Genomic DNA, 19,340 nt, shown 5'->3' with positions numbered 1-19,340 from the left:
ATTTCCGCGTCCCGGGATTATCCCTTCGCCTCGCGCTGGTTGCCGAGCTGCGGCGAGGCGCCCGGATGCACCGGCACGTGCCAGATGTCCTCGGCATATTCGCGGATGGTGCGGTCGGAGGAGAACCAGGCCATACGCGCGACGTTGAGGATCGAGGCGCGGGTCCAGGCCGGCGCCACCATCCAGCGGGCGTCGATGCCGCGCTGCGCGTCGTAGTAGGAATCGAAATCGGCCGAGACCATGTAGTGGTCGAGGTAGCGCAGCGCGTGCCCGATCGAGGCGAAGCGTGCGGGATCGCCGGGCGAGAACTCGCCGCTCTCGATGGCGCGGATCGCGCGCTCCAGCCGTGGCGATTTGCGGATCGCGTCGCTGGCGTCCAATCCCTGCTTGCGGCGGACCATGACGTCGCCGGCCTCGAGGCCGAAGATCGCGATGTTCTCCTCGCCGACATTGTCGCGGATCTCGATATTGGCGCCGTCGAGCGTGCCGATCGTCAGTGCGCCGTTCAGCGCGAGCTTCATGTTGCCGGTGCCGGAGGCCTCCATGCCGGCGGTCGAGATCTGCTCGGAGAGATCGGCGGCCGGAATGATCACCTCGGCGAGGCTGACATTGTAGTCGGCGAGAAAGGCGACCTTCAGCCTGCCGCGGAGCGAAGCGTCGTTGTTGACGACCTCGGCGACGTCGTTGATCAGCTTGATGATCAGCTTGGCGTAGCGGTAGCTCGCCGCCGCCTTGCCGGCGAAGATTTTCACGCGCGGCACCCAGTCGCGCCGCGGATCGTCCTTCATCGCGTGATACAGCGCGATCGTCTCCAGGATGTTGAGCAGCTGCCGCTTGTATTCGTGGATGCGCTTGATCTGCACGTCGAACAGCGCCGAGGGATCGACCTGGATGCCGTTGCGCTCGCGGATCAACCGCGCCAGCGCCAGCTTGTTGTGATGCTTGACGTCGCGGAAGCGCTTCTGGAATTCCAGGTCGCTCGAATGGGTCTCGAGGCGCTCGAGCAGCGAGAAGTCGTCGAGCACGGCCTCGCCGCAGGTTTCGCGCAGCAGCGCGGTCAGCCGCGGGTTGGCCAGCATCAGCCAGCGGCGGAAGGTGATGCCGTTGGTCTTGTTGGTGATGCGTGACGGATAGAGATGATGCAGGTCGTGGAACACGGTCTCCTTCATCAGGTCGGAATGCATCGCGGAGACGCCGTTGATGCGGTGCGAGCCGACGAAGGCGAGCTGGCCCATCCGCACGCGGCGGCCGCTGCGCTCGTCGATCAGCGAGACCGAGGCGCGATATTCGATGTCGCCGGGGAAGCGTTCCTCGGCGAGCGCGAGATGGGCCACATTGATGCGGTAGATGATCTCGAGATGCCGCGGCAGCAGCCGCTCGAACAGTTCGACCGGCCAGGTCTCGAGCGCCTCCGGCAGCAGCGTGTGGTTGGTGTAGGACAGGGTCGCGACCGTGATCTTCCAGGCCTCGTCCCAGCGGAAATTGTGCAGGTCGACCAGGATGCGCATCAACTCGGTGACCGCAAGGCTCGGATGGGTATCGTTGAGCTGCACGGCCGCCTTCTGCGCAAGGTTGCGCAGGCCGCCGTCGGAGGCGAGATGCCGCTTGACGAGATCCTGCAACGAGGCCGAGACGAAGAAATATTCCTGGCGCAGCCGGAGCTCGCGGCCTGCCGCGCTCTCGTCGTTCGGATAGAGGAATTTGCAGATTGCTTCCGCGCGCGCCTGCTCGGCGCTGGCCGAGACGTAGTCGCCGGTGTTGAAGACGTCGAGCTCGAGCGGATCGGGTGCATGCGCCGACCACAGGCGAAGCGCGTTGACGTGCTGGCCGCGCCAGCCGACGATCGGCGTGTCGTAGGCCATGGCCTCGACGGTTTCCGCCGGGTGCCAGGTGGCGCGGTCGCGGCCGCGGTCGTCGACATGCTCGACATTGCCGCCGAAGTGGACGTTGTAGACCACCTCCGGCCGCTGGAATTCCCAGGGGTTGCCGAAGGCGAGCCACTCGTCGGGATATTCCTGCTGCCAGCCATGGTTCATGATCTGGCGGAACAGACCGAAATCGTAGCGGATGCCGTAGCCGGTCGCGGGGATCGCCAGCGTCGCCATGCTCTCCATGAAGCAGGCCGCAAGCCGGCCGAGGCCGCCATTGCCGAGCGCCGCATCCGGCTCGCATTTGCGCAGGTCCGAGAGATCGACGCCGAGGTCGCCGAGCGCCGCCTCGAACAGCGGCAGCAGTCCCATATTGTTCAGCGCGTCGGTGAACAGGCGGCCGATCAGGAACTCGAGCGAGAGATAGTAGACGCGCTTGGCGCCGGCGTCGTAGCTCTGCTTCTCGGCCGTCAGCCAGTGGTGCACGATGCGGTCGCGCAGCGCCAGCGCCGCGGCCTTGTACCAGTCGCGCCTGGTCGCAACGGTGGCGTCCTTGCCGATTGCAAGCCGGAGCTTGGCCAGGATCGCGCTCTTGATCTCGGTCAGCGCCAGCTCGTCGATCGGCTGGTTCAATGCCGGGTAGTTTGTCTGTTCCTGCAACGCGCCCAATCCCTGCCGTTCAAACCGGAACACGACGCGACGACCCGCATCATGTCCTCATCTCATTGGTCGAGCATGGTTCCCCCGGAAATCCCGGTTCCGCGGCCTTCCGATCACGCTCCAGCGCAATGATACCCGCCTTGCATGGCAATCGAAACCGTCAGGGACGATGCCATACACAGCGCTGCCGTGATTTTATGCAAGGACCGGGCCGCTTCGGGAACCTTCCGGACCAGCGGTCATGGGTGCTACGATGGCGCTGCAGAAGCCGGGATTTCGCGAAAATTGACCGGAGGATGCGTGATGAGACTCTTGATCGAGATCGCGGCCGCGGCGTTGCTCGTGGTGTGCATCACGGCGACCAGCGCAGCCGATGCGGCGGGCAAACCGGGCCGCAGCGCCGACGGCCTGAGTTGCGGCTTCAGCGTGGCGCAGAACGCATCGGCCGCCGCGCGCTGTGCCGCCATCAAGCGGCAATGCGGCGGCAAGTTCTTCGCGAATGCCTGCGGCGACAAGCTGCTCTCGGCGATGAATTGAGCAGCCGCGCAACGCGCTTTCACGCTCGATCGGGACACCGTGGTGATACGGATTTCCAAGCCTTAACGGAGCCTTTACAAACACAGCTGTCGCCCGTGGGGCGGGCACGTTTTTCAGCTCCGACGCATTTCATTCCGAAGCCATTTTCAACGGGCCGCTGACCTGGTCAGCGGCCCGAATTGCTTTTGGGGGGCTGTGTGTCAGCTTTCTCATGAGGCGAGGGCAGTCACCGCAATTCGTCGCCCCGGCGAAGGCCGGGGCCCGCAACGCTTCTGCAGCTTCTCACTGCTCTAGATGGGTCAAGATTGGTCGTTCTCGATGAGGTTTATTCCCTCGTCGCTCAGAGCCTCCATGACCGCCTCGACGTCTTCGGGCGTTGTCGTCGTTTGCGGCAGCAGGTCGTTGAATTGGTCGAATGTGATGGCTCCCGTCGAGCGGCCAAGCTCTACTGCCATCCGGATCGCATCTCGTAGTCTCATTCCTCAGCTCTCCAAAATTGGTGCCCCTACCAATTGGCGAAAGTCTCCACGTCTTCGGATCAGGCGCGGAACGAATTAAGAACACTTTAGCAAGTCTTTGATATATCGTTGTGATTCGGCGGCTGCGCCGACACAATATCTATGGTCTTTCAGTCTCTGCGAGGACTACATGTCCACCATCGCCTTCGATCAATTCGCCCTGACCCGGATTGCCGATTTCGCGCGGTCGCTGTCGCGGCTGCACCAGGCCTCGCGCCGCCAGCCGATCGACGACGACCAGCTCGATCGCGAGTTCAACGCGGTCTGCATGTCGATCTGGGGCTACACCACGGATGATTTCAGCGACGAACTGTTCTCGGACGAGGATCACGCCTGGCTCGATTCGCTCGATGAAGCGCATGCGCGGATCTTCGCCGGCGAGCAGGGTTATGATCTCGTCGACGACCACGGCATGCTGACGGACTGGTGGGGCTATTGCTGGATGATCCTCGCCGAGAAGCGCGGCATCCTCAATCCGGAGAACCGCGCGGCCGCTCGGGCCGCGATCGAGGAGAAATACATGGCCGCGCCGAACGTGATCGGCGTGATCGTGGCGCGCTGATAGTTGTCGCGATGTCATTCCGGGGCGATGCGAAGCATCGAACCCGGAATCTCGAGATTCCGGGTCTGGTGCTTACGCACCATCCCGGAATGACGGGCTGACGCCCGTCAGTTCACTTCGGCGCGCCTTGCCGGCTTTGCGGCGTTGCCTTTCGGCGCAACAGACGACGGCGGCGACGGCGCGACATCGCTTCTGGTTTCCGGCAGTGGTGCGTCGCCCGCGATCTCGGCGCTGACGGGGGCGACCTTCATTTCGCCGAGCCGCGCGCGGACCGCCGAAGTCAGTCCGGGATAGGAGGCGACCGGCGTGAAGTCGAACGACTGCTCGTTGCCGACGCGGATGCCGGTGTAGGCGACGAGGCCGTCGGTGGTCGCGATCACGTCGCCGGCGCGCAGCGAGGCATCGAGCGCGAGGTCGACCGGCGCGAGCCCCGCCGGGTCGCGGCCGTTGCAGGTGCAGTCGGCGCGCAACGCCTTGCGATAGGCGAAGGCGTTCTCGCTGTCGGCGTAGCGTTCGCCGGCGGTCGATGCGGCGCTGTCGATATGGCTGCCGTAATAGACCTTGGTCGCGCTCGCCGGACAGAAGGCCTGGCAAAGCTGCGCCGGCGTGGCGTTGCCGCGCATCGTCAGCGGAAAATATTTGCCGTCGCAGCTGCGCACGCAATACGCCGGTCCGGAACCGGCCACGCGCGGCGCCGAGATGGGGGCGGACGGCTGCCGTTCAGCCTGCTGGTTGAGGCCGAACGGGTCGGCGAAGAAATTGGCTTGCGGCGGCGCCTGCCGGCTCTGCTGCTTCTGGGAACCGCCGAAGAAGAAGTCGAACAGCCCTTCGGCCGACACAGGCGCGGGCACCACCAGGATGGAACCCGCAAAGGCCGCGGCGGCAAGCATCACGCGGCGCCGCATGCGCCGATCACTCAACTCTGTACGCAACGCCAACTCCACCCGACGCGCCACGCCGCGGCGACAAGCTGCCCCGGCGGCTTCACCTTAAGGCGTGATGGTAAACGAGCGATTGATTGAGCGTGACTGCGTCACAGGAAAGCGAATCTCGCTTACCTCGCCCCGCTTGCGGGGAGAGGCATAGGCCGCCTTCGGCGGCCGTCCTCAAGAACGCCGAAGCAAGGCTTCGGCTATGTCGCATCGTAAGATGCGATCCGGGTGAGGGGGTCCAGGTCTCTCGACAATTGCAAGCGCGGAGAGAGGCCCCGGTAAGAACGGGGCGAGGGAGAAGAGAGACCGTCAGTCCTTCAGGAACTCGCCCGCCTTGTACAGCGCGCGGAATTGGAGCCCGGCTTCGGCGAACGTCTCGGTGGCGCCTTCCTCGCGGTCGACCATGGTGAAGACCAGGGCGATCTCGCCGCCGGCCTCGCGCACGGCTTCCACCGCCTTCAGCGCCGAGCCGCCCGTCGTGGTGACGTCCTCGACGATGACGATGCGCTTGCCCGCAAGGCTCTCGCCCTTCGCCAGCCCTTCGACGGACAGCTTCGCGCCGTGCTCCTTCGGCTTCTTGCGCACGAAGAACGCCGCGATCGGGTGGCCCTTCAGCCAGGACAGTTGCGCGATGGCGCCGGCGAGCGGCACCGCGCCCATCTCGAGCCCGCCGACGAAATCAAGCTTGTCGTCCTTCAGCGCTTCATAGGTGAGCTCGGCGAGCAGCGCCGCGCCCTCGGGATCGAGCATCGTCGGCTTCAGGTTGAAATAGAAGTCGCTCTTGCGGCCCGACGCCAGCGTGATCTCGCCGCGGCCGAACGAGCGCTTGCGGATGATCTCGGCGAGGCGGGCGCGGGAGGCTGATTTGGACAAAGACTTTTTCCCTTGAGGGTTTGAGGCGGGCGGCAATCTATCCACGCTTACCGGCACATTCCAGCGTGGAAATCGGGCCGTCAACAGTGCCCAAGCCGCGATTTCCGCGGGCGTGCTTTCCGCAAAGCGCGGTTGTGCGGCCGTTCCGTTCCCCGTAAGCAGGCGCCAAACACTCGGCCGAACACTTGCCCAAACACTTGCACGGGAAACGGAAATGACCATCGAGCTGCACACCTGGAACACCCCCAACGGCCGCAAGATCTCGGTGGCGCTGGAGGAAATGGGGCTGCCCTACCAGGTGATCCCGGTGAACATCAGCAAGGGCGAGCAGATGGCGCCCGCCTTCCTCGCGATCAGTCCGAACAACAAGATCCCCGCGATCGTCGATCCGGATGGGCCGGGCGGCAAGCCGGTCAGCATTTTCGAGTCCGGCGCGATCCTGCTCTATCTCGGCGAGAAGACCGGCAAGTTCCTGCCGAAGCCGCTCTCCGAGCGAATCCCGGTCTATGAGTGGCTGATGTGGCAGATGGGCGGCTTCGGCCCGATGCCGGGCCAGGTGCACCATTTCATCGCGCTGGAGAACGAGCAGGACCGCGCCTACGGCCTGAAGCGCTACATGGGCGAGACGCGGCGGCTCTACGGCGTGCTCGACCGCCGGCTTCAGGGGCGCGAATTCGTCGCCGGCGATCTCTCGGTCGCCGATTTCGCCATCCTCGGCTGGGCCTGGCGCCATCCGCGCCACAAGGTCGAGCTATCAGACTTCCCCAACGTCAAGCGCTGGTACGAGACGCTGATGGCTCGCCCGGCGACGAAGCGGGGCATGGAGGCGAAGCTGGATTGATCTTCTCCCTCGCCCCGCCCTTGCGGGGAGAGGGGTGGGGTGAGGGGCTATCTCCCCGATAACGGTGGGAATTGAATTTGCGGATGCGCCCCTCACCCGGCGCTACGCGCCGACCTCTCCCCGCAAGAGCGGGGCGAGGTGAAGAAAGCTAGGCCCGCCGCGCCTCGAGCGCCATCTTCATCGCCAGCCCTGCGAGCACCGTGCCCATCAGCCAGCGCTGCACCAGGAGCCAGGTCGGGCGAGTGCCGAGAAACACCGCGATCGAGCCGGCGGCGAGCGCGATCATCGCGTTGACGCTGACGCTGATCACGATCTGGATCGAGCCGAGCGCGAGTGACTGCGTCAGCACGCTGCCGCCGGCGGGATCGATGAACTGCGGCAGCAGCGCCAGATAAAGCATCGCGATCTTCGGGTTCAGCAGATTGGTGACGAAGCCCATCGCGAACAGCTTGCGCGGGCCGTCGACCTTCAGCGCCTTGACCTGGAACGGCGAGCGGCCGCCGGGCTTCAATGCCTGCCACGCCAGCCAGAGCAGATAGCCCGAGCCGGCAAAGCGCAGCGCGTCATCGGCGTAGGGAATCGCAAACAGCAATGCGGTGATGCCGAATGCCGCGCACAGCATGTAGAACACGAAGCCGAGCGCCACGCCGCCGAGCGAGACGATGCCCGCCGCGGGCCCCTGCGTGATCGAGCGCGAGATCAGGTAGATCATGTTCGGCCCCGGCGTCAGCACCATGCCAAGGCAGATGAGCGCAAAGCCGAGCAAAGCGGATGTGTGGGGCATGACGGGTCTCGCGAGGGATGCGCACGCTTCTAGCGTGCCGTCCGCCGCGCGGCCATCGCGGAATTGCTCTCGGAGCAATGTGGCGGGGCGGTGGTGCGCTCCCTCGCCCCGCTCTCTTGTCCGCCGAAGCCCGCCTTCGGGCGAAGGCGGATGCGGGGTCGAGACGAGCGAAGCTCGCTCTGAGAGGGTTGGGGGTGAGGGGTTCTCTCAACGTGCAAGGACCGAGGTGAGACCTGTCCCCCCTCACTCGGATCGCAAGAGCGATCCGACCTCTCCCCGCAAGCGGGGCGAGGCGGATTCTAATGCGCCTCGTCCCAATTGTTCGCGGCGCGGGCGTCGACCTGCAGCGGCAGCGACAGGATCACCGCCGGGAAAGGCGCGTCCTGCATCACCTTCTGCACCACCGGCAGCGTCGCCGCGACCTCGTCGTCGGGCACCTCGAAGATCAGTTCGTCATGCACCTGGAGCAGCATCTGCGCCGAGAGTTTTTTCTCGGTGAGCGCGTCCTCGACGCGGATCATGGCGCGGCGGATGATGTCGGCCGCGGTGCCCTGCAGCCGCGCATTGATCGCGGCGCGCTCGTTGAAGGCGCGCACCGAGGCGTTGGAGGCCTTGATGTCGGGGTAGTAGCACTTGCGCCCGAACAGCGTCGTCACATAGCCGTTGCGGCGGCAGAAATCCTTGGTCTCGTCCATATAGGCGCGGATGCCCGGGAAGCGCTCGAAGTATTTCTTGATGTAGGCCGAGGCCTCCTCGCGCGCGATGCCGAGCTGGTTGGCGAGGCCGAACGCCGAGATGCCGTAGATGATGCCGAAATTGATCGCCTTGGCGCGGCGGCGCACCTCGCTCGGCATATCCTTGATCGGCACGCCGAACATTTCGGAAGCGGTCATGGCGTGAATGTCGAGCCCGTCGCGGAAGGCCTGGCGCAGCACCGGCACGTCGGCGATCTCGGCGAGCAGCCGCAACTCGATCTGGGAATAGTCGGCCGACACCAGCTTGTGGCCCGGCGTCGCGATGAACGCGCGGCGGATCTTGCGGCCGTCCTCGGTACGAACAGGGATGTTCTGCAGGTTCGGCTCGTTCGACGACAGCCGGCCCGTGGTGGTCGCGGCCAGCGCGTAGGTGGTGTGGACGCGATGGGTCTGCGGATTGACATAGGTCGGCAGCGCGTCGGTGTAGGTCGATTTCAGCTTCGAGACCTGGCGCCACTCCAGGATCTTCTTCGGGAATTCGTGGCCTTGCTCGGCGAGCTCGTCGAGCACCTGCGCGGTGGTCGACCACGCGCCGGTCTTGGTCTTGCTGCCGCCGGGCAATCCCATCTTGCCGAAGATGATGTCGCCGATCTGCTTCGGGCTGCCGACATTGACCGGCTCGCCGGCGATCTCCTGGATCTCGGCCTCGACGCGCGCAGCGGTCTGGGCGAAATCGCCCGACAGCCGCGACAGCACCTGGCGATCGATCGAGATGCCGCGGCGCTCCATCCGCGCCAGCACCGAGACCAGCGGCCGCTCCAGCGTCTCGTACACCGTCGTCATCCGCTCGGCGACGAGACGCGGCTTCAGCACCCGCCACAGCCGCAGGATCACGTCGGCACTTTCGGCCGCATATTCGCTGGCCTTGTCGATCGTGACCTGATCGAAGGTCAGCTTGCCCTTGCCGCTGCCGACGAGGCCGCCGTAATTGACGACGGCGTGGCCGAACCAGCGCTCGGCGAGCGCCTCCAGCGCATGCGAGCCGCGGCCGGCATCGAGCGCGTAGCTCATGAGCTGCGCATCGTCGATGTTGCGCAGGGTGATTCCGTGCTGCGCCAGCATCACCGAGGTGAACTTGACGTTGAAGCCGACCTTCTGGATTCCAACGGACTCCAGCAGCGGCCTCAGCGCCGCCAGCGCCTCGGCGGTCTTGATCTGGCCCGGTGCGAGGCCGGCATCGAACAGGCCCGCGCCGCCGCCGGCCTGCCGGTGGCCGAGCGGGACGTAACACGCATCATTTGGCGCCAGCGCCAGCGCAAGGCCCGCGAGCTCGCCCTGCATCGGGTCGATCGATTCCGACATCGCCTCGATCGCGACATAGCCGGTGTCGGGCACGCGGGCGATGAAGGCGTGGAGCTGATCGAGGCTGCCGATTGCCTGATACGCCTTGCGGTCGAAGCCAATTTTCCGGATCGCCTCGCCGCGGGCCTCGGCCAGCGCTGCCGGCGTGCCCTTGCGGTTCGAATTCTTGTCGTCGCGCGCGCCGGTCGGCTTGGCTTTCGGCAGCGGCGCCGCGGCCGATGTCGGATCGTCTCCGGGCACAGGCGTCACATCCGACGGCGGCAATGGCGAGAACACGCTCGCGCCGCTCTTGTTGCCGGGATCGGCATCGACATTGGCCGGGTCGATCTGCGCGTAGTCGGCGACGCGCCGGGTGAGGGTGGTGAACTCCATCGCCTTGAGGAAGGCGATCAGCCGGCGCGAGTCGGGCTCGTTCACGGCGAGGTCGTCGAGCGGCACTTCGAGCTCGACCTTGTCGTCGAGCAGCACGAGCTGGCGCGAGATCCGCGCCTTCTCGGCGTTCTCGAGCAGCGCCTCGCGCCGCTTCGGCTGCTTGATCTCGCCGGCACGGAACAGCAGCTGATCGAGATCGCCATATTCGATGATCAGCTGCGCGGCGGTCTTGACGCCGATGCCGGGCACGCCGGGCACGTTGTCGGTGGAGTCGCCGGCCAGCGCCTGCACCTCGACCACCTTCTCCGGCGGCACGCCGAATTTCTCGATCACCTCGTCGCGGCCGATGCGGCGATCCTTCATCGTGTCGTACATCACGACCTTGTCGTTGACGAGTTGCATCAGATCCTTGTCCGATGACACGATCGTCGTGGTCGCGCCGCGCTCGCTGGCGAGCCGCGCATAGGTCGCGATCAGATCATCGGCCTCGAAGCCGACCTGCTCGAGGCAGGGCAGTTCGAAGGCGCGCACCGCCTCGCGGATCAGCGCGAATTGCGGGATCAAATCGTCGGGCGCCGGCGGCCGGTGAGCCTTGTAGTCGGGGTAGAGCTTGTTGCGGAACGTGATCTCCGACTTGTCGAACACGATCGCCAGATGCGTCGGCCGGTTGTCCTCGGGCATGTCGCGGAGCAGCTTCCACAGCATGTTGCAGAAGCCGAGCACGGCGTTGACCTGCAGCCCGTCGGATTTGCGGTTCAGCGGCGGCAGCGCGTGGTAGGCGCGGAAGATGTAGGACGAGCCGTCGACCAGGAAGACATGGTCGCCCTTCGCCGTGGCCTTGGCGGCGACGGGCTTGGGGTCGGTCTTCGATGCGGGCTTGGCGGGGGCTTTGGAGGCTGTTTTCGGCATGGCCGAAACTTAGGGATTTTTGCGCGGATTGACAGCCTTTGCTGTGTGGATTCTGGGTGTGTCGCACAGCCAAATCGATAAATTCGAGGATGATGCAGGGCGTAGTCCCGTCATCCTGAGGTGCGAGCGCAGCGAGCCTCGAAGGATCGACGGCCACCAGCCGGGCCGTGCATCCTTCGAGACGCCGCTGCGCGGCTCCTCAGGATGACGGGAATAGCGCCGGGACGACGACGTTACGCCTTGTCGCCGGTCGGCGAGAACAGATAGCCGCCGCCGCGGATGGTGCGGATCACCGACGGCTTGGTCGGGTCGAATTCGATCTTGCGGCGGATGCGCATGATGCGCAGGTCGACGGCGCGGTCGAAGGCCTCCGCGTCGCGCGCATTGGCGAGTTCCAGCAGCCGCTCGCGCGACAGCACCCGCTTCGGGTTGGCCGCGAACACCTTCAGGAGGCCGAATTCGGAGGCCGTCAGCGGATGCTCGTTGCCCTCGTCGTCGCGTAGCGCCTGGGCCTCGAGATCGAGCCATTTGGTGCCGAACCGAACCAGCTGCTCCTTTTCGGCCTTCGCGTTCGCCGGTTCCGGCGCCGCCGCTTTCGCCGGCCCGCTCCGCCGCAGCACCGAGCGGATGCGTGCCATCAGCTCGCGCAATTCGCAGGGCTTGGCCACGTAGTCGTCGGCGCCGAGCTCCAGCCCGACCACCCGGTCGATCGGGCTGGCAGTAGCTGTCAGCATGATGACGGGGACGTTGATCTTGCTCTTGAGGTCGCGAATGATCGACAGCCCGTCTTCCTCGGGCATGTTGAGGTCCAGCACCACGAGATCGGGCGTGCAGCCCTCGATCTCCTTGCGCAGGCTCTTGCCGCCATCGCACAGCGTCACGCCGAAGCCGTGCATCTTGAGGTAATCGCCGACCATTTCGCGGGCCGGCGCCTCATCGTCCACGATGAAGATATGCGGGTTCTGGCTCATGATGTCTCTGTTGCCGGCAGTGTAACCGTAAAGGTCGACCCCTGTCCGGGGCCCGGGCTCTGCGCGGTCACATGGCCGCCATGCATGTCGATGATGCGCTTGACAATGGAAAGGCCGAGCCCGGTCGAGCTTTCGCCCGCGGTCGGCTTGGCCGACAGCCGCTGGAACCGGCCGAACAGCCGGCCGAGATCCTCGGGGCTGAGGCCGGGGCCCTGGTCGGCAATCCGGATCACGGTGTCGTCGCCCTCATGGCTGACCGTGACCGTGATCTTGCCGCCGATCGGCGAGTACTTGATGGCGTTGCTGACGAGGTTGTCGATCGCCTCGCGAATCCGGTCAGCGTCGCACATCGTGACGAATTGCTGCGGCCCCGAGACCGAGATGCTCTGCTGCTTGTTGACGGCCGAAGGCAAATTCGCCTCGGTGACCTCGTTGACCAGGGCCGCGACGTCGACCGGCTCGCGGCGGATGGTGATGTCGAAGGCGTCGGCCATCGCGTCCGAGATCAGATGGTCGACCATCGAGGTCAGCCGCTTGGTCGCGTCCCTGATGTGCTCGACCTGCGACGTGACGTTTTCCTTCGGCGAGCCGGCGCCGATCAGTTCGGTCAGCATCTCGGTGCGTCCGAGGATCACGCCGAGCGGGTTCTTCAGATCGTGAGCGACGGTGCCGAGGATTTCGTTCTTGAAGCCGTTGGCGCGCTGCAGCCGCAGCCATTGCGCCGAGAGCCGCCGGTTGGCCTGCATCAGCGCGCGGGTGCGCTGCGCGACGCGGTCCTCGAGCTGGGTGTTGGCCTCGTGCAGCTGCTGGTAGAGGATCACATTGTCGAACGCGATCGACAGCCGGCTCGAGAAGATCTCGACCAGCGCACGGTCGGTGTCGGAGAGCTGGCGCTCGGCCTGCAGCAGCACCACGACCTCGCGGCCGCTGCCGGTGCGCGAATAGAGCACGCTGCGGTGGTCGGCGAACTCGTTCTTGCGGCGCTGGAATGCTTCCTCCACCATGTGCCGCAGGTCCGGATCGAGCGCCTTCGACGAGGTGGTGCCGATGAAGCGGCTGTAGCAGCCCGAGCAGGCCAGCACCGAGAAATCGGCAGCCGCCGAATTGCCGTCGTCGCGCAGCACCAGAATGCCGGCGCAGTCGACGTTGAGCAGCGAGGCGAGCTGGGTCAGCACGCCCTCGGCCAGCCGCTGCATCGACTTGAAATCGTACAGCGTCGAGGCCGCGTCGATGATGATCTCGAGCCCGCGCCGTGTCTGCACCATGCGCTCGAGCTGCTGGTAGCTGCGCAGCGCGGCCGTCAGCGACGTGAACAGCTTGTCGGCGGTGAGCTCGGTCTTCGCCTTGTAGTCGTTGATGTCGTATTGCACGATGACGCGCCGTTCCGGCGCCTGGCCGGGCTGGCCGGTGCGCAGGATGATGCGCACGGTCTCGTTCTTGATCTCGTTGCGGATGAACTCGACGAGCTCGAGGCCGGCGACGTCGGTCTCCATGATGACGTCGAGCAGCACGGCTGCGATGTCGGGGTTGTCCCGCATCAGCGTGCGGCCTTCGGCCGCAGAGTAGGCCGAGAGGATCTCCAGCGTCGAACCGTTCAGGTTGTAGTCGCTCAGCGCGAAGCGGGTGCCTTCATGGACGGCGTGATCGTCGTCGATAACGGCGATCTTCCATTTGCGGGCCGACGAGTCCTCCTGGGGGCTCTCGGTATCGTCGATCAGTTGGAGGACATCGTCCTGTTCGGCCATTGACTGGTTCCGTCGGCTGCTGCGTCAGCGATCGTGGGCTCGCCCTTGGCAGCCCCCTTGGCGATCCTGGGCATGATAATGCGAAAAGTGGTGCCTTGTCCTACCCTTGACTCCAGCATCATGCGTCCACCGAGCTGCTGGGTGACGAGGTTATAGACGATGTGGAGGCCAAGGCCCGTACCACCTTCGTTGCGGCGCGTCGTAAAGAACGGGTCGAACGCCTGCCGCTGCACGTCCGGCGTCATGCCAGCCCCGTCGTCTGCGAAGATGATCTCCACATCGTCAGCGCCGCGCCCGCGCGCCGAGATGGTGATGGTGCCGGAGCGGCCATCGGCAAAGGCATGATTGACGGCGTTGAGGAAAAGATTGGTTAAGATCTGCCCATAGGCGCCGGGATAGCCGTCGATCAAGAGCCCCTCGGGCACATCGACCGAGAGCGCGATCGCGGCCTTCTTCAGCACCGGCCGCAGGCTCGCCACGATCTGGTCGGTGGATTCGCTCAAGGCGAACTGGCGGCGTTCGGCATGCGAGCGGTCGACGGCAACCTGCTTGAACGACTGGATCAGCTCGCCGGCGCGCGTCAGGTTCGAGACCAGTTGCTGCGATGCGTCACGCGAGGCGCGGACGAACTCGTCGAGCTTGGAGCGGCGCAGCGGCTCGGTCTTCAAATCGTTCTCGAACATCTCGCTGCGGCGGGCAAAGCTCGACGCCACCGTCAGGCTGATGCCGATCGGATTGTTGACTTCGTGGGCGACGCCGGCAACGAGGCCGCCGAGCGCGGCGAGGCGTTCGGCATCGATCAGGTTCTGCTGCGCGGTGTTGAGCTCGAGCAGCGCGCTTTCGGCCTCCTCCTTGGCGGTGCGCAGCTCGTCCTCGGTCTTGCGCTTGGCGATCGCGTTTTCGCGGAACACTTCGACCGCGCGCGCCATGGCGCCGACCTCGTCCTTGGCCGACGTGCCCTGCACCGGCCGGTCGAGGTCACCCGAGGTGATGGTGCGCATCGCGGCCATGATCTGCGCCAGCGGCAGCCGGATCGACAGCGCGATCATGACGCCGGCCGACATGATGACGCCGAGGAAGATCACGGCAATCGACAGCACCCGGCGCGAGATCGAGGTCAGCGTCTTGTCGAACGTCTCCTGCGCCTTCTGCTCGCGCTGGCGCATCTTCACCGAGAGATCGTCGATCGCGCCGATCGCATCGGCCTGGCTGGCGTCGATCGAGTTGCGCAGCAGATCGGTGCGGTTGGTGAGCTGCTCGCTGAGCTTGCCGAGCCCGTCGCGCAGCTCGGCGGTCTTGACCTTGAGCCGCGCCAGCGCCATGCGCTGCAGATCGTTCTCGGCCAGATCGGTCATGACCGGAATCGTCCGCTCGATCGTATCGATGTTGCGGCGGGCTTCCTCGGCCGACGAGGAGGCAAGCGAGAGGTAGTAGGCGTTGGCGGCGACCAGCAGCGAGGTGAACGCCTCGCGCGACTTGCCGAGCGCGGGCCAGATCAGCGCATCGCGATGGCCGGTCGCGCCCTCGATGATCGAATAGAGCCCGGCCATGTCCTTGGTCGGCGACAGCACCTGCTCGTCATAGGTCTTGGCGATCCTGGTCTGCACGGTGCGCAGTTCGCCGAAGCCGTCGAGGAAACGGCTGGTGACCCGCTCCAGCTGCTCGACCGAGCCTGACAGCATCGGGTCGGTCGAGGCCCGGTTGGTCAGCGTGCCGAGCACGGCCTCGCGGAGCAGCAGGATTTCCGCGAACAGGTCCGGGCTCGGCTGATTGATGTAGCGATGGATCAGGTTCTGCAGACGGCTGGTCTCGCTTTCGAGCTTGGCCAGGATCTTGTCGGATTCCCGCACCTGGCGGACATCCTCCCAGGCCGAGCCGAGCACCTTCGAGCCGTTCCAGATCAGCACCGCCAGCACGATCACGACCGCCGAGTTGAGCAGGGCGATCGAAAGGATGCGCCAGCGGATCGGGACCGCACGCAGCAACTGGACGATGCGGAAACGGCCCTGCGGCCCGAAGGCCGCCCGCCGTCTCACAGTCCCGTCCTGCTCTGGTGCGTCCAAGATCCGGTTACTCCATGTTGCGGATGCGTTCGATCAGCGCTGATATCGCAGGATCGCGCTCGGCCCTGGCGTAGATGCCGGCCATTGCGGCTTCGAGCGGCTTGCGGTCGATGTCGGTCACGATCTTGACGCCGGCCAGCTCCGCCTGCTTGCGCGAACGCTCCTCGAGCTCGCGCCATCTCTCGCGCATGTAGGCGCTGGAGCGTTGCGCGGCCTCGCGGAAGATCGCCTGCTCCTCCGGCGAGAGGCTGGCCCAGGCCCTTTGCGACATCAGCAGCACGTCCGGACTGAAAGTGTGCCGGGTCAGCGTGTAGTAGCCGGCATATTTGTAGTGACCGGTGGTGACGAAGGACGCCCAGTTGTTCTCGGCGCCGTCGATCAGCCCGGTGGCGAATCCGGTCAGCACCTGGCCGTAGGGCATCTGGACCGGCTGGGCGCCGAGCGCGCGCACCATGTCCGACATCCGTTCGGATTGCTGCACGCGCACCCGCAGTCCCTTGAGGTCGTCGAGCGAACGCACCGGGCGCACGCTGTTATAGATCGAGCGGGCGCCGGAATCGTAGAAGGCCAGCCCGACGAAGCCGTGATCCCCGAGACTGTTCAGGATCTCGCTGCCGATCGGTCCATCCAGCACGGTTTGCAGGTGTTCGGGCGATCGAAACAGGAACGGCATTGCCAGCACGTTGACCGACGGCACCATTGTCCCGATCAGCGCGACATTGGTCCGGTTCAAATCGATGGCGCCGGCCCGGGTCTGCTCCAGCGTCTCCTTCTCCTCACCGAGCTGGCGGGAATGGAAGACCACGATGCGGTGCCGGCCGGCGGTGCGTTCAGCGATCAGGCGGTCCATGTAATTCAGCGCCTGGACGGTCGGATAGTCCTCATTCTGGGTATCGGCGGTCCGAAATTCGCGCGCGAAAGCGCTCGCCGGGACCGCTGCCCATGACAGCGCGACGGCAAGCATCGTTATCCGCGAAAGGCCGGCGCGGCGGTACACAGGCTACTATTCCCCTTGTGAATTGTGTCCTGAGCGGGAAGAAAAGGTTCAACGCATTTTTAGCAGAATGGCGCTGGTTCGCCATCGGCCAAACGTTAAATCCGCGGTGCAACCTGCGGTGTCGGTTGAATCTGCGGTTGTAGCGCCTTATGAGGGCGTGTTGGCATCCGGGAACGGCTCGTCGTGAAGTTCGCTTTGAAGCTCCTGTACCTCGTCGTCGCGGCTCTTCTGCTTGTGTCGCCGGCGCGGGCGGCCACCGAGATCATGTGGTGGCACGCGATGTCGGGCGAGCTCGGCAAGCAGCTCGAGAAGCTTGCCGCCGATTTCAACGCCTCGCAATCCGACTACCGGATCGTGCCCGCCTACAAGGGCAACTATACCGAGACCGTCACCGCGGCGATCTTCGCCTTCCGATCGCGCAGCCAGCCGGCGATCGTTCAGGTCAACGAGATCGCGACCGCAACCATGATGGCGGCCCGCGGCGCGATTTATCCGGTGTTCGAGCTGATGCGCGATCAGTCCGAGGCGTTCGCGCCGTCGGCCTATCTGCCCGCGGTGGCCGGCTACTATGCCGATGTCGACGGCAACATGCTGTCGTTCCCGTTCAATGCCTCGACGCCGATCCTCTACTACAATAAGGATATGTTCCGGTCCGCCGGGCTCGATCCGAGTGTGCCGCCGAGGACTTGGCCGGAGCTCGGCGTCGCGGCCAAGCGGCTGCGCGCGGCGGGCGCGATGTGCGGCCTGACCACGTCGTGGCCGTCCTGGATCAATGTCGAGAATTTCTCCGCCTTCCACAATCTGCCGATCGCGACCAAGGCCAACGGGTTTTCCGGGCTCGACGCCCAGCTGATCTTCAACAATCCGCTGGTGGTTCGCCACATCGCGCAGCTCGCGCAGTGGCAGGCCGACAAGACCTTCGACTACAGCGGCCGCGGGCAGGCGGCCGAGCCGCGCTTCCAGAAAGGGGAGTGCGGCATCTTCATCGGCTCGTCGGGCACGCGCGCCGACATCAAGGCCAATTCCAAATTCGAGGTCGGCTACGGCATGATGCCGTACGAACCCGACGTGCAGGGCGCGCCGCAGAACTCGATCATCGGCGGCGCGACGCTGTGGGTGCTGCGCGACCGGCCGCGCGCCGAATATGCCGGCGTGGCGAAGTTCTTCGCCTATCTGTCGCGGCCGGAGGTGCAGGCCACCTGGCACCAGAACACGGGCTACCTGCCGATCACCCGCGCCGCATTCGATCTGACTCGCGCGCAGGGTTTCTACGATCGCAATCCCGGCGCCTCGATCTCGATCGAGGAGGTGACGCTGAAGCCGCCGACCGACAATTCGAAGGGCATCCGCCTCGGCTCGTTCGTCCTGATCCGCGACGTGATCGAGGAGGAGCTCGAGCAGGTGTTCGCCGGCAAGCGATCGGCGCAAGCCGCGATGGACAACGCCGTCGAGCGCGGCAACCGCCTCTTGCGCCAGTTCGAGCGCGCCAATCCGGATAGGTGAGGGGCATCCAAGCTGCTCAAACTGTTTCTCCGTCATCCTGAGGAGCCGCGAAGCGGCGTCTCGAAGGATCGACGGCCACCAGTCGGGCCGATTCATCCTTCGAGGCTCGCTCCGCTCGCACCTCAGGATGACGGGGATAGATTCCGCTAAGAGATTCCTTGAAATGATATCCCTTCCTCTCCTCACCGACTACGACAGCTACCGTGCCTGGCGCAGCGACACGTCGCGCTGGCTGCCGGTCGCGCGCGATATTGCTGATGGCCACGGGCTGTCGTGCGTCGCGCCGCATGTGTTCTCGACCGGCACCAATCTGGTTGTCGGGCTGGACGATGGCCTGATCCTCAAACTCTTCCCGCCGTTTCTGCGCCCGCAATTCGTGTCCGAGCGCGGCGCGCTTGCCGAGTTGCGCGGACGGCTCGGCATTCCGATTCCCGATCTTGTCGTGCAGGGCGAGCGTGACGGCTGGCCCTATCTCGTCATCACCCGCCTGTCCGGCACCGTCGGCTCGGAAGTGTGGCCATCGCTGTCGGAAGCCGAGCGCGAGCGCGTGCTCGCCGAGATCGGGGCCGTGATCGCCGAGGTGCAGCGCGTGCCGCCCGGCAGCCTGCGCGCGATCGAGCCGCACTGGGAGGCCTTCATGCGCGGGCAGATCGCGCAGTGCCGGGCGCGGCATGAGCGGCTCGGCCTGCCGGCGAAATTGCTCGCCTCGCTCGATGATCTGCTGCGTGACGCCACTGAGTTGATCCCGATGAACGCGCCGCCGGTGATCCTGACCGGCGAATACATCCCGGAGAACTTTCTGCTCGGGCGCCGGGCCGACGGCTGGCACGTCGCCGGCCTGTTCGACTTCGGCGACGTCCGGACCGGATGGGGCGAGTACGACCTGCTCGGCCCCAGCGCCTTCATGGCCGCCGGGCATCCGCGCCGGGTGCGCAGCCTGTTCGATGGTTTCGGCATCTCGCGCACTGATGTGACGTTCACCCTGAAGCGGCGGCTGATGGCACTCTTGATGCTGCACTCTGCCAGCGATCCGCTCCGGCACATCTGCATCGAAGGCTGGCCGGACCGGGTCGACGACTTCGTGCAATTACAGGAACTGATCTGGCCGGATTAGCGCTCTTCAGCGCGCGACATCCATTGCGGCCACA

15 protein-coding genes are annotated in these 19,340 nt (G+C 65.4%); 5 read left to right on the top strand and 10 right to left on the bottom strand.

Annotation, left to right across the window (positions count from 1 at the left end; all coding sequences use genetic code 11):
• Nucleotides 1-17 precede the first annotated feature (17 nt).
• Nucleotides 18-2,537: a glycogen/starch/alpha-glucan phosphorylase gene (locus ACVW1B_RS31905; protein WP_375167128.1), complete on the bottom strand. Its 2,520-nt coding sequence runs from the start codon at nucleotides 2,535-2,537 to the stop codon at nucleotides 18-20.
• A gap of 294 nt (nucleotides 2,538-2,831) precedes the next feature.
• Here ACVW1B_RS31905 and ACVW1B_RS31900 point away from each other — a divergent pair, with 294 nt between their 5' ends.
• Nucleotides 2,832-3,065: a hypothetical protein gene (locus tag ACVW1B_RS31900; RefSeq protein WP_253606371.1), complete on the top strand. Its 234-nt coding sequence runs from the start codon at nucleotides 2,832-2,834 to the stop codon at nucleotides 3,063-3,065.
• 299 nt (nucleotides 3,066-3,364) lie between these two features.
• Here ACVW1B_RS31900 and ACVW1B_RS31895 read toward each other — a convergent pair whose 3' ends face one another.
• Complete coding sequence (locus ACVW1B_RS31895; RefSeq protein ID WP_253606372.1) at nucleotides 3,365-3,520, bottom strand: RNA polymerase sigma factor region1.1 domain-containing protein; 156 nt, start codon at nucleotides 3,518-3,520, stop codon at nucleotides 3,365-3,367.
• 193 nt (nucleotides 3,521-3,713) lie between these two features.
• On the opposite strand from ACVW1B_RS31895, the gene ACVW1B_RS31890 reads away from it, so the two are divergent.
• Nucleotides 3,714-4,145, top strand: coding sequence for a hypothetical protein (locus tag ACVW1B_RS31890; RefSeq protein ID WP_016843277.1), 432 nt, complete (start codon nucleotides 3,714-3,716; stop codon nucleotides 4,143-4,145).
• 107 nt (nucleotides 4,146-4,252) lie between these two features.
• On the opposite strand, the gene ACVW1B_RS31885 is transcribed toward ACVW1B_RS31890, so the two are convergent.
• Together ACVW1B_RS31885 and pyrE are read right to left on the bottom strand one after the other, a co-directional pair.
• A complete protein-coding gene (locus ACVW1B_RS31885) occupies nucleotides 4,253-5,050 on the bottom strand; it encodes a DUF2865 domain-containing protein (protein ID WP_456785535.1) in 798 nt (265 codons plus the stop codon).
• A 336-nt stretch (nucleotides 5,051-5,386) separates the two neighbouring features.
• Entirely contained in the window at nucleotides 5,387-5,950 is a 564-nt protein-coding gene (gene pyrE / locus ACVW1B_RS31880) for an orotate phosphoribosyltransferase (protein WP_057019495.1), read from the bottom strand.
• Between the two features lie 214 nt (nucleotides 5,951-6,164).
• Here pyrE and ACVW1B_RS31875 point away from each other — a divergent pair, with 214 nt between their 5' ends.
• Nucleotides 6,165-6,791, top strand: coding sequence for a glutathione S-transferase family protein (locus tag ACVW1B_RS31875; RefSeq protein ID WP_253606373.1), 627 nt, complete (start codon nucleotides 6,165-6,167; stop codon nucleotides 6,789-6,791).
• 148 nt (nucleotides 6,792-6,939) lie between these two features.
• On the opposite strand, the gene ACVW1B_RS31870 is transcribed toward ACVW1B_RS31875, so the two are convergent.
• From ACVW1B_RS31870 to ACVW1B_RS31845, 6 genes are all read right to left on the bottom strand, one after another.
• Nucleotides 6,940-7,575 (bottom strand): LysE family translocator, encoded by a 636-nt coding sequence (locus ACVW1B_RS31870; protein WP_253606374.1) that lies wholly within the window; start codon nucleotides 7,573-7,575, stop codon nucleotides 6,940-6,942.
• A 299-nt stretch (nucleotides 7,576-7,874) separates the two neighbouring features.
• A complete protein-coding gene (polA, locus tag ACVW1B_RS31865) occupies nucleotides 7,875-10,913 on the bottom strand; it encodes a DNA polymerase I (RefSeq protein ID WP_253606375.1) in 3,039 nt (1,012 codons plus the stop codon).
• A 233-nt stretch (nucleotides 10,914-11,146) separates the two neighbouring features.
• Nucleotides 11,147-11,884, bottom strand: a complete 738-nt coding sequence (locus tag ACVW1B_RS31860; protein WP_076831064.1) for a response regulator — start codon at nucleotides 11,882-11,884, stop codon at nucleotides 11,147-11,149.
• Nucleotides 11,881-13,629: an ATP-binding response regulator gene (locus tag ACVW1B_RS31855; protein WP_092078609.1), complete on the bottom strand. Its 1,749-nt coding sequence runs from the start codon at nucleotides 13,627-13,629 to the stop codon at nucleotides 11,881-11,883. The genes ACVW1B_RS31860 and ACVW1B_RS31855 overlap by 4 nt, the downstream gene beginning before the upstream one ends.
• Nucleotides 13,599-15,665: a sensor histidine kinase gene (locus ACVW1B_RS31850; RefSeq protein WP_253606376.1), complete on the bottom strand. Its 2,067-nt coding sequence runs from the start codon at nucleotides 15,663-15,665 to the stop codon at nucleotides 13,599-13,601. Before ACVW1B_RS31850 ends, ACVW1B_RS31855 begins: the two co-directional genes overlap by 31 nt.
• A gap of 34 nt (nucleotides 15,666-15,699) precedes the next feature.
• Nucleotides 15,700-16,656 (bottom strand): TRAP transporter substrate-binding protein, encoded by a 957-nt coding sequence (locus tag ACVW1B_RS31845; RefSeq protein ID WP_253606378.1) that lies wholly within the window; start codon nucleotides 16,654-16,656, stop codon nucleotides 15,700-15,702.
• Between the two features lie 216 nt (nucleotides 16,657-16,872).
• On the opposite strand from ACVW1B_RS31845, the gene ugpB reads away from it, so the two are divergent.
• On the top strand, nucleotides 16,873-18,192 hold the full coding sequence (gene ugpB / locus ACVW1B_RS31840; RefSeq protein WP_309145007.1) for a sn-glycerol-3-phosphate ABC transporter substrate-binding protein UgpB: 1,320 nt from the start codon (nucleotides 16,873-16,875) through the stop codon (nucleotides 18,190-18,192).
• Between the two features lie 163 nt (nucleotides 18,193-18,355).
• Nucleotides 18,356-19,306: an aminoglycoside phosphotransferase family protein gene (locus tag ACVW1B_RS31835; protein WP_253606379.1), complete on the top strand. Its 951-nt coding sequence runs from the start codon at nucleotides 18,356-18,358 to the stop codon at nucleotides 19,304-19,306.
• Nucleotides 19,307-19,340 lie beyond the last annotated feature (34 nt).

The organism is Bradyrhizobium sp. USDA 4502, from assembly GCF_054063355.1.
This window is presented reverse-complemented; position numbering and strand designations above follow the sequence as displayed.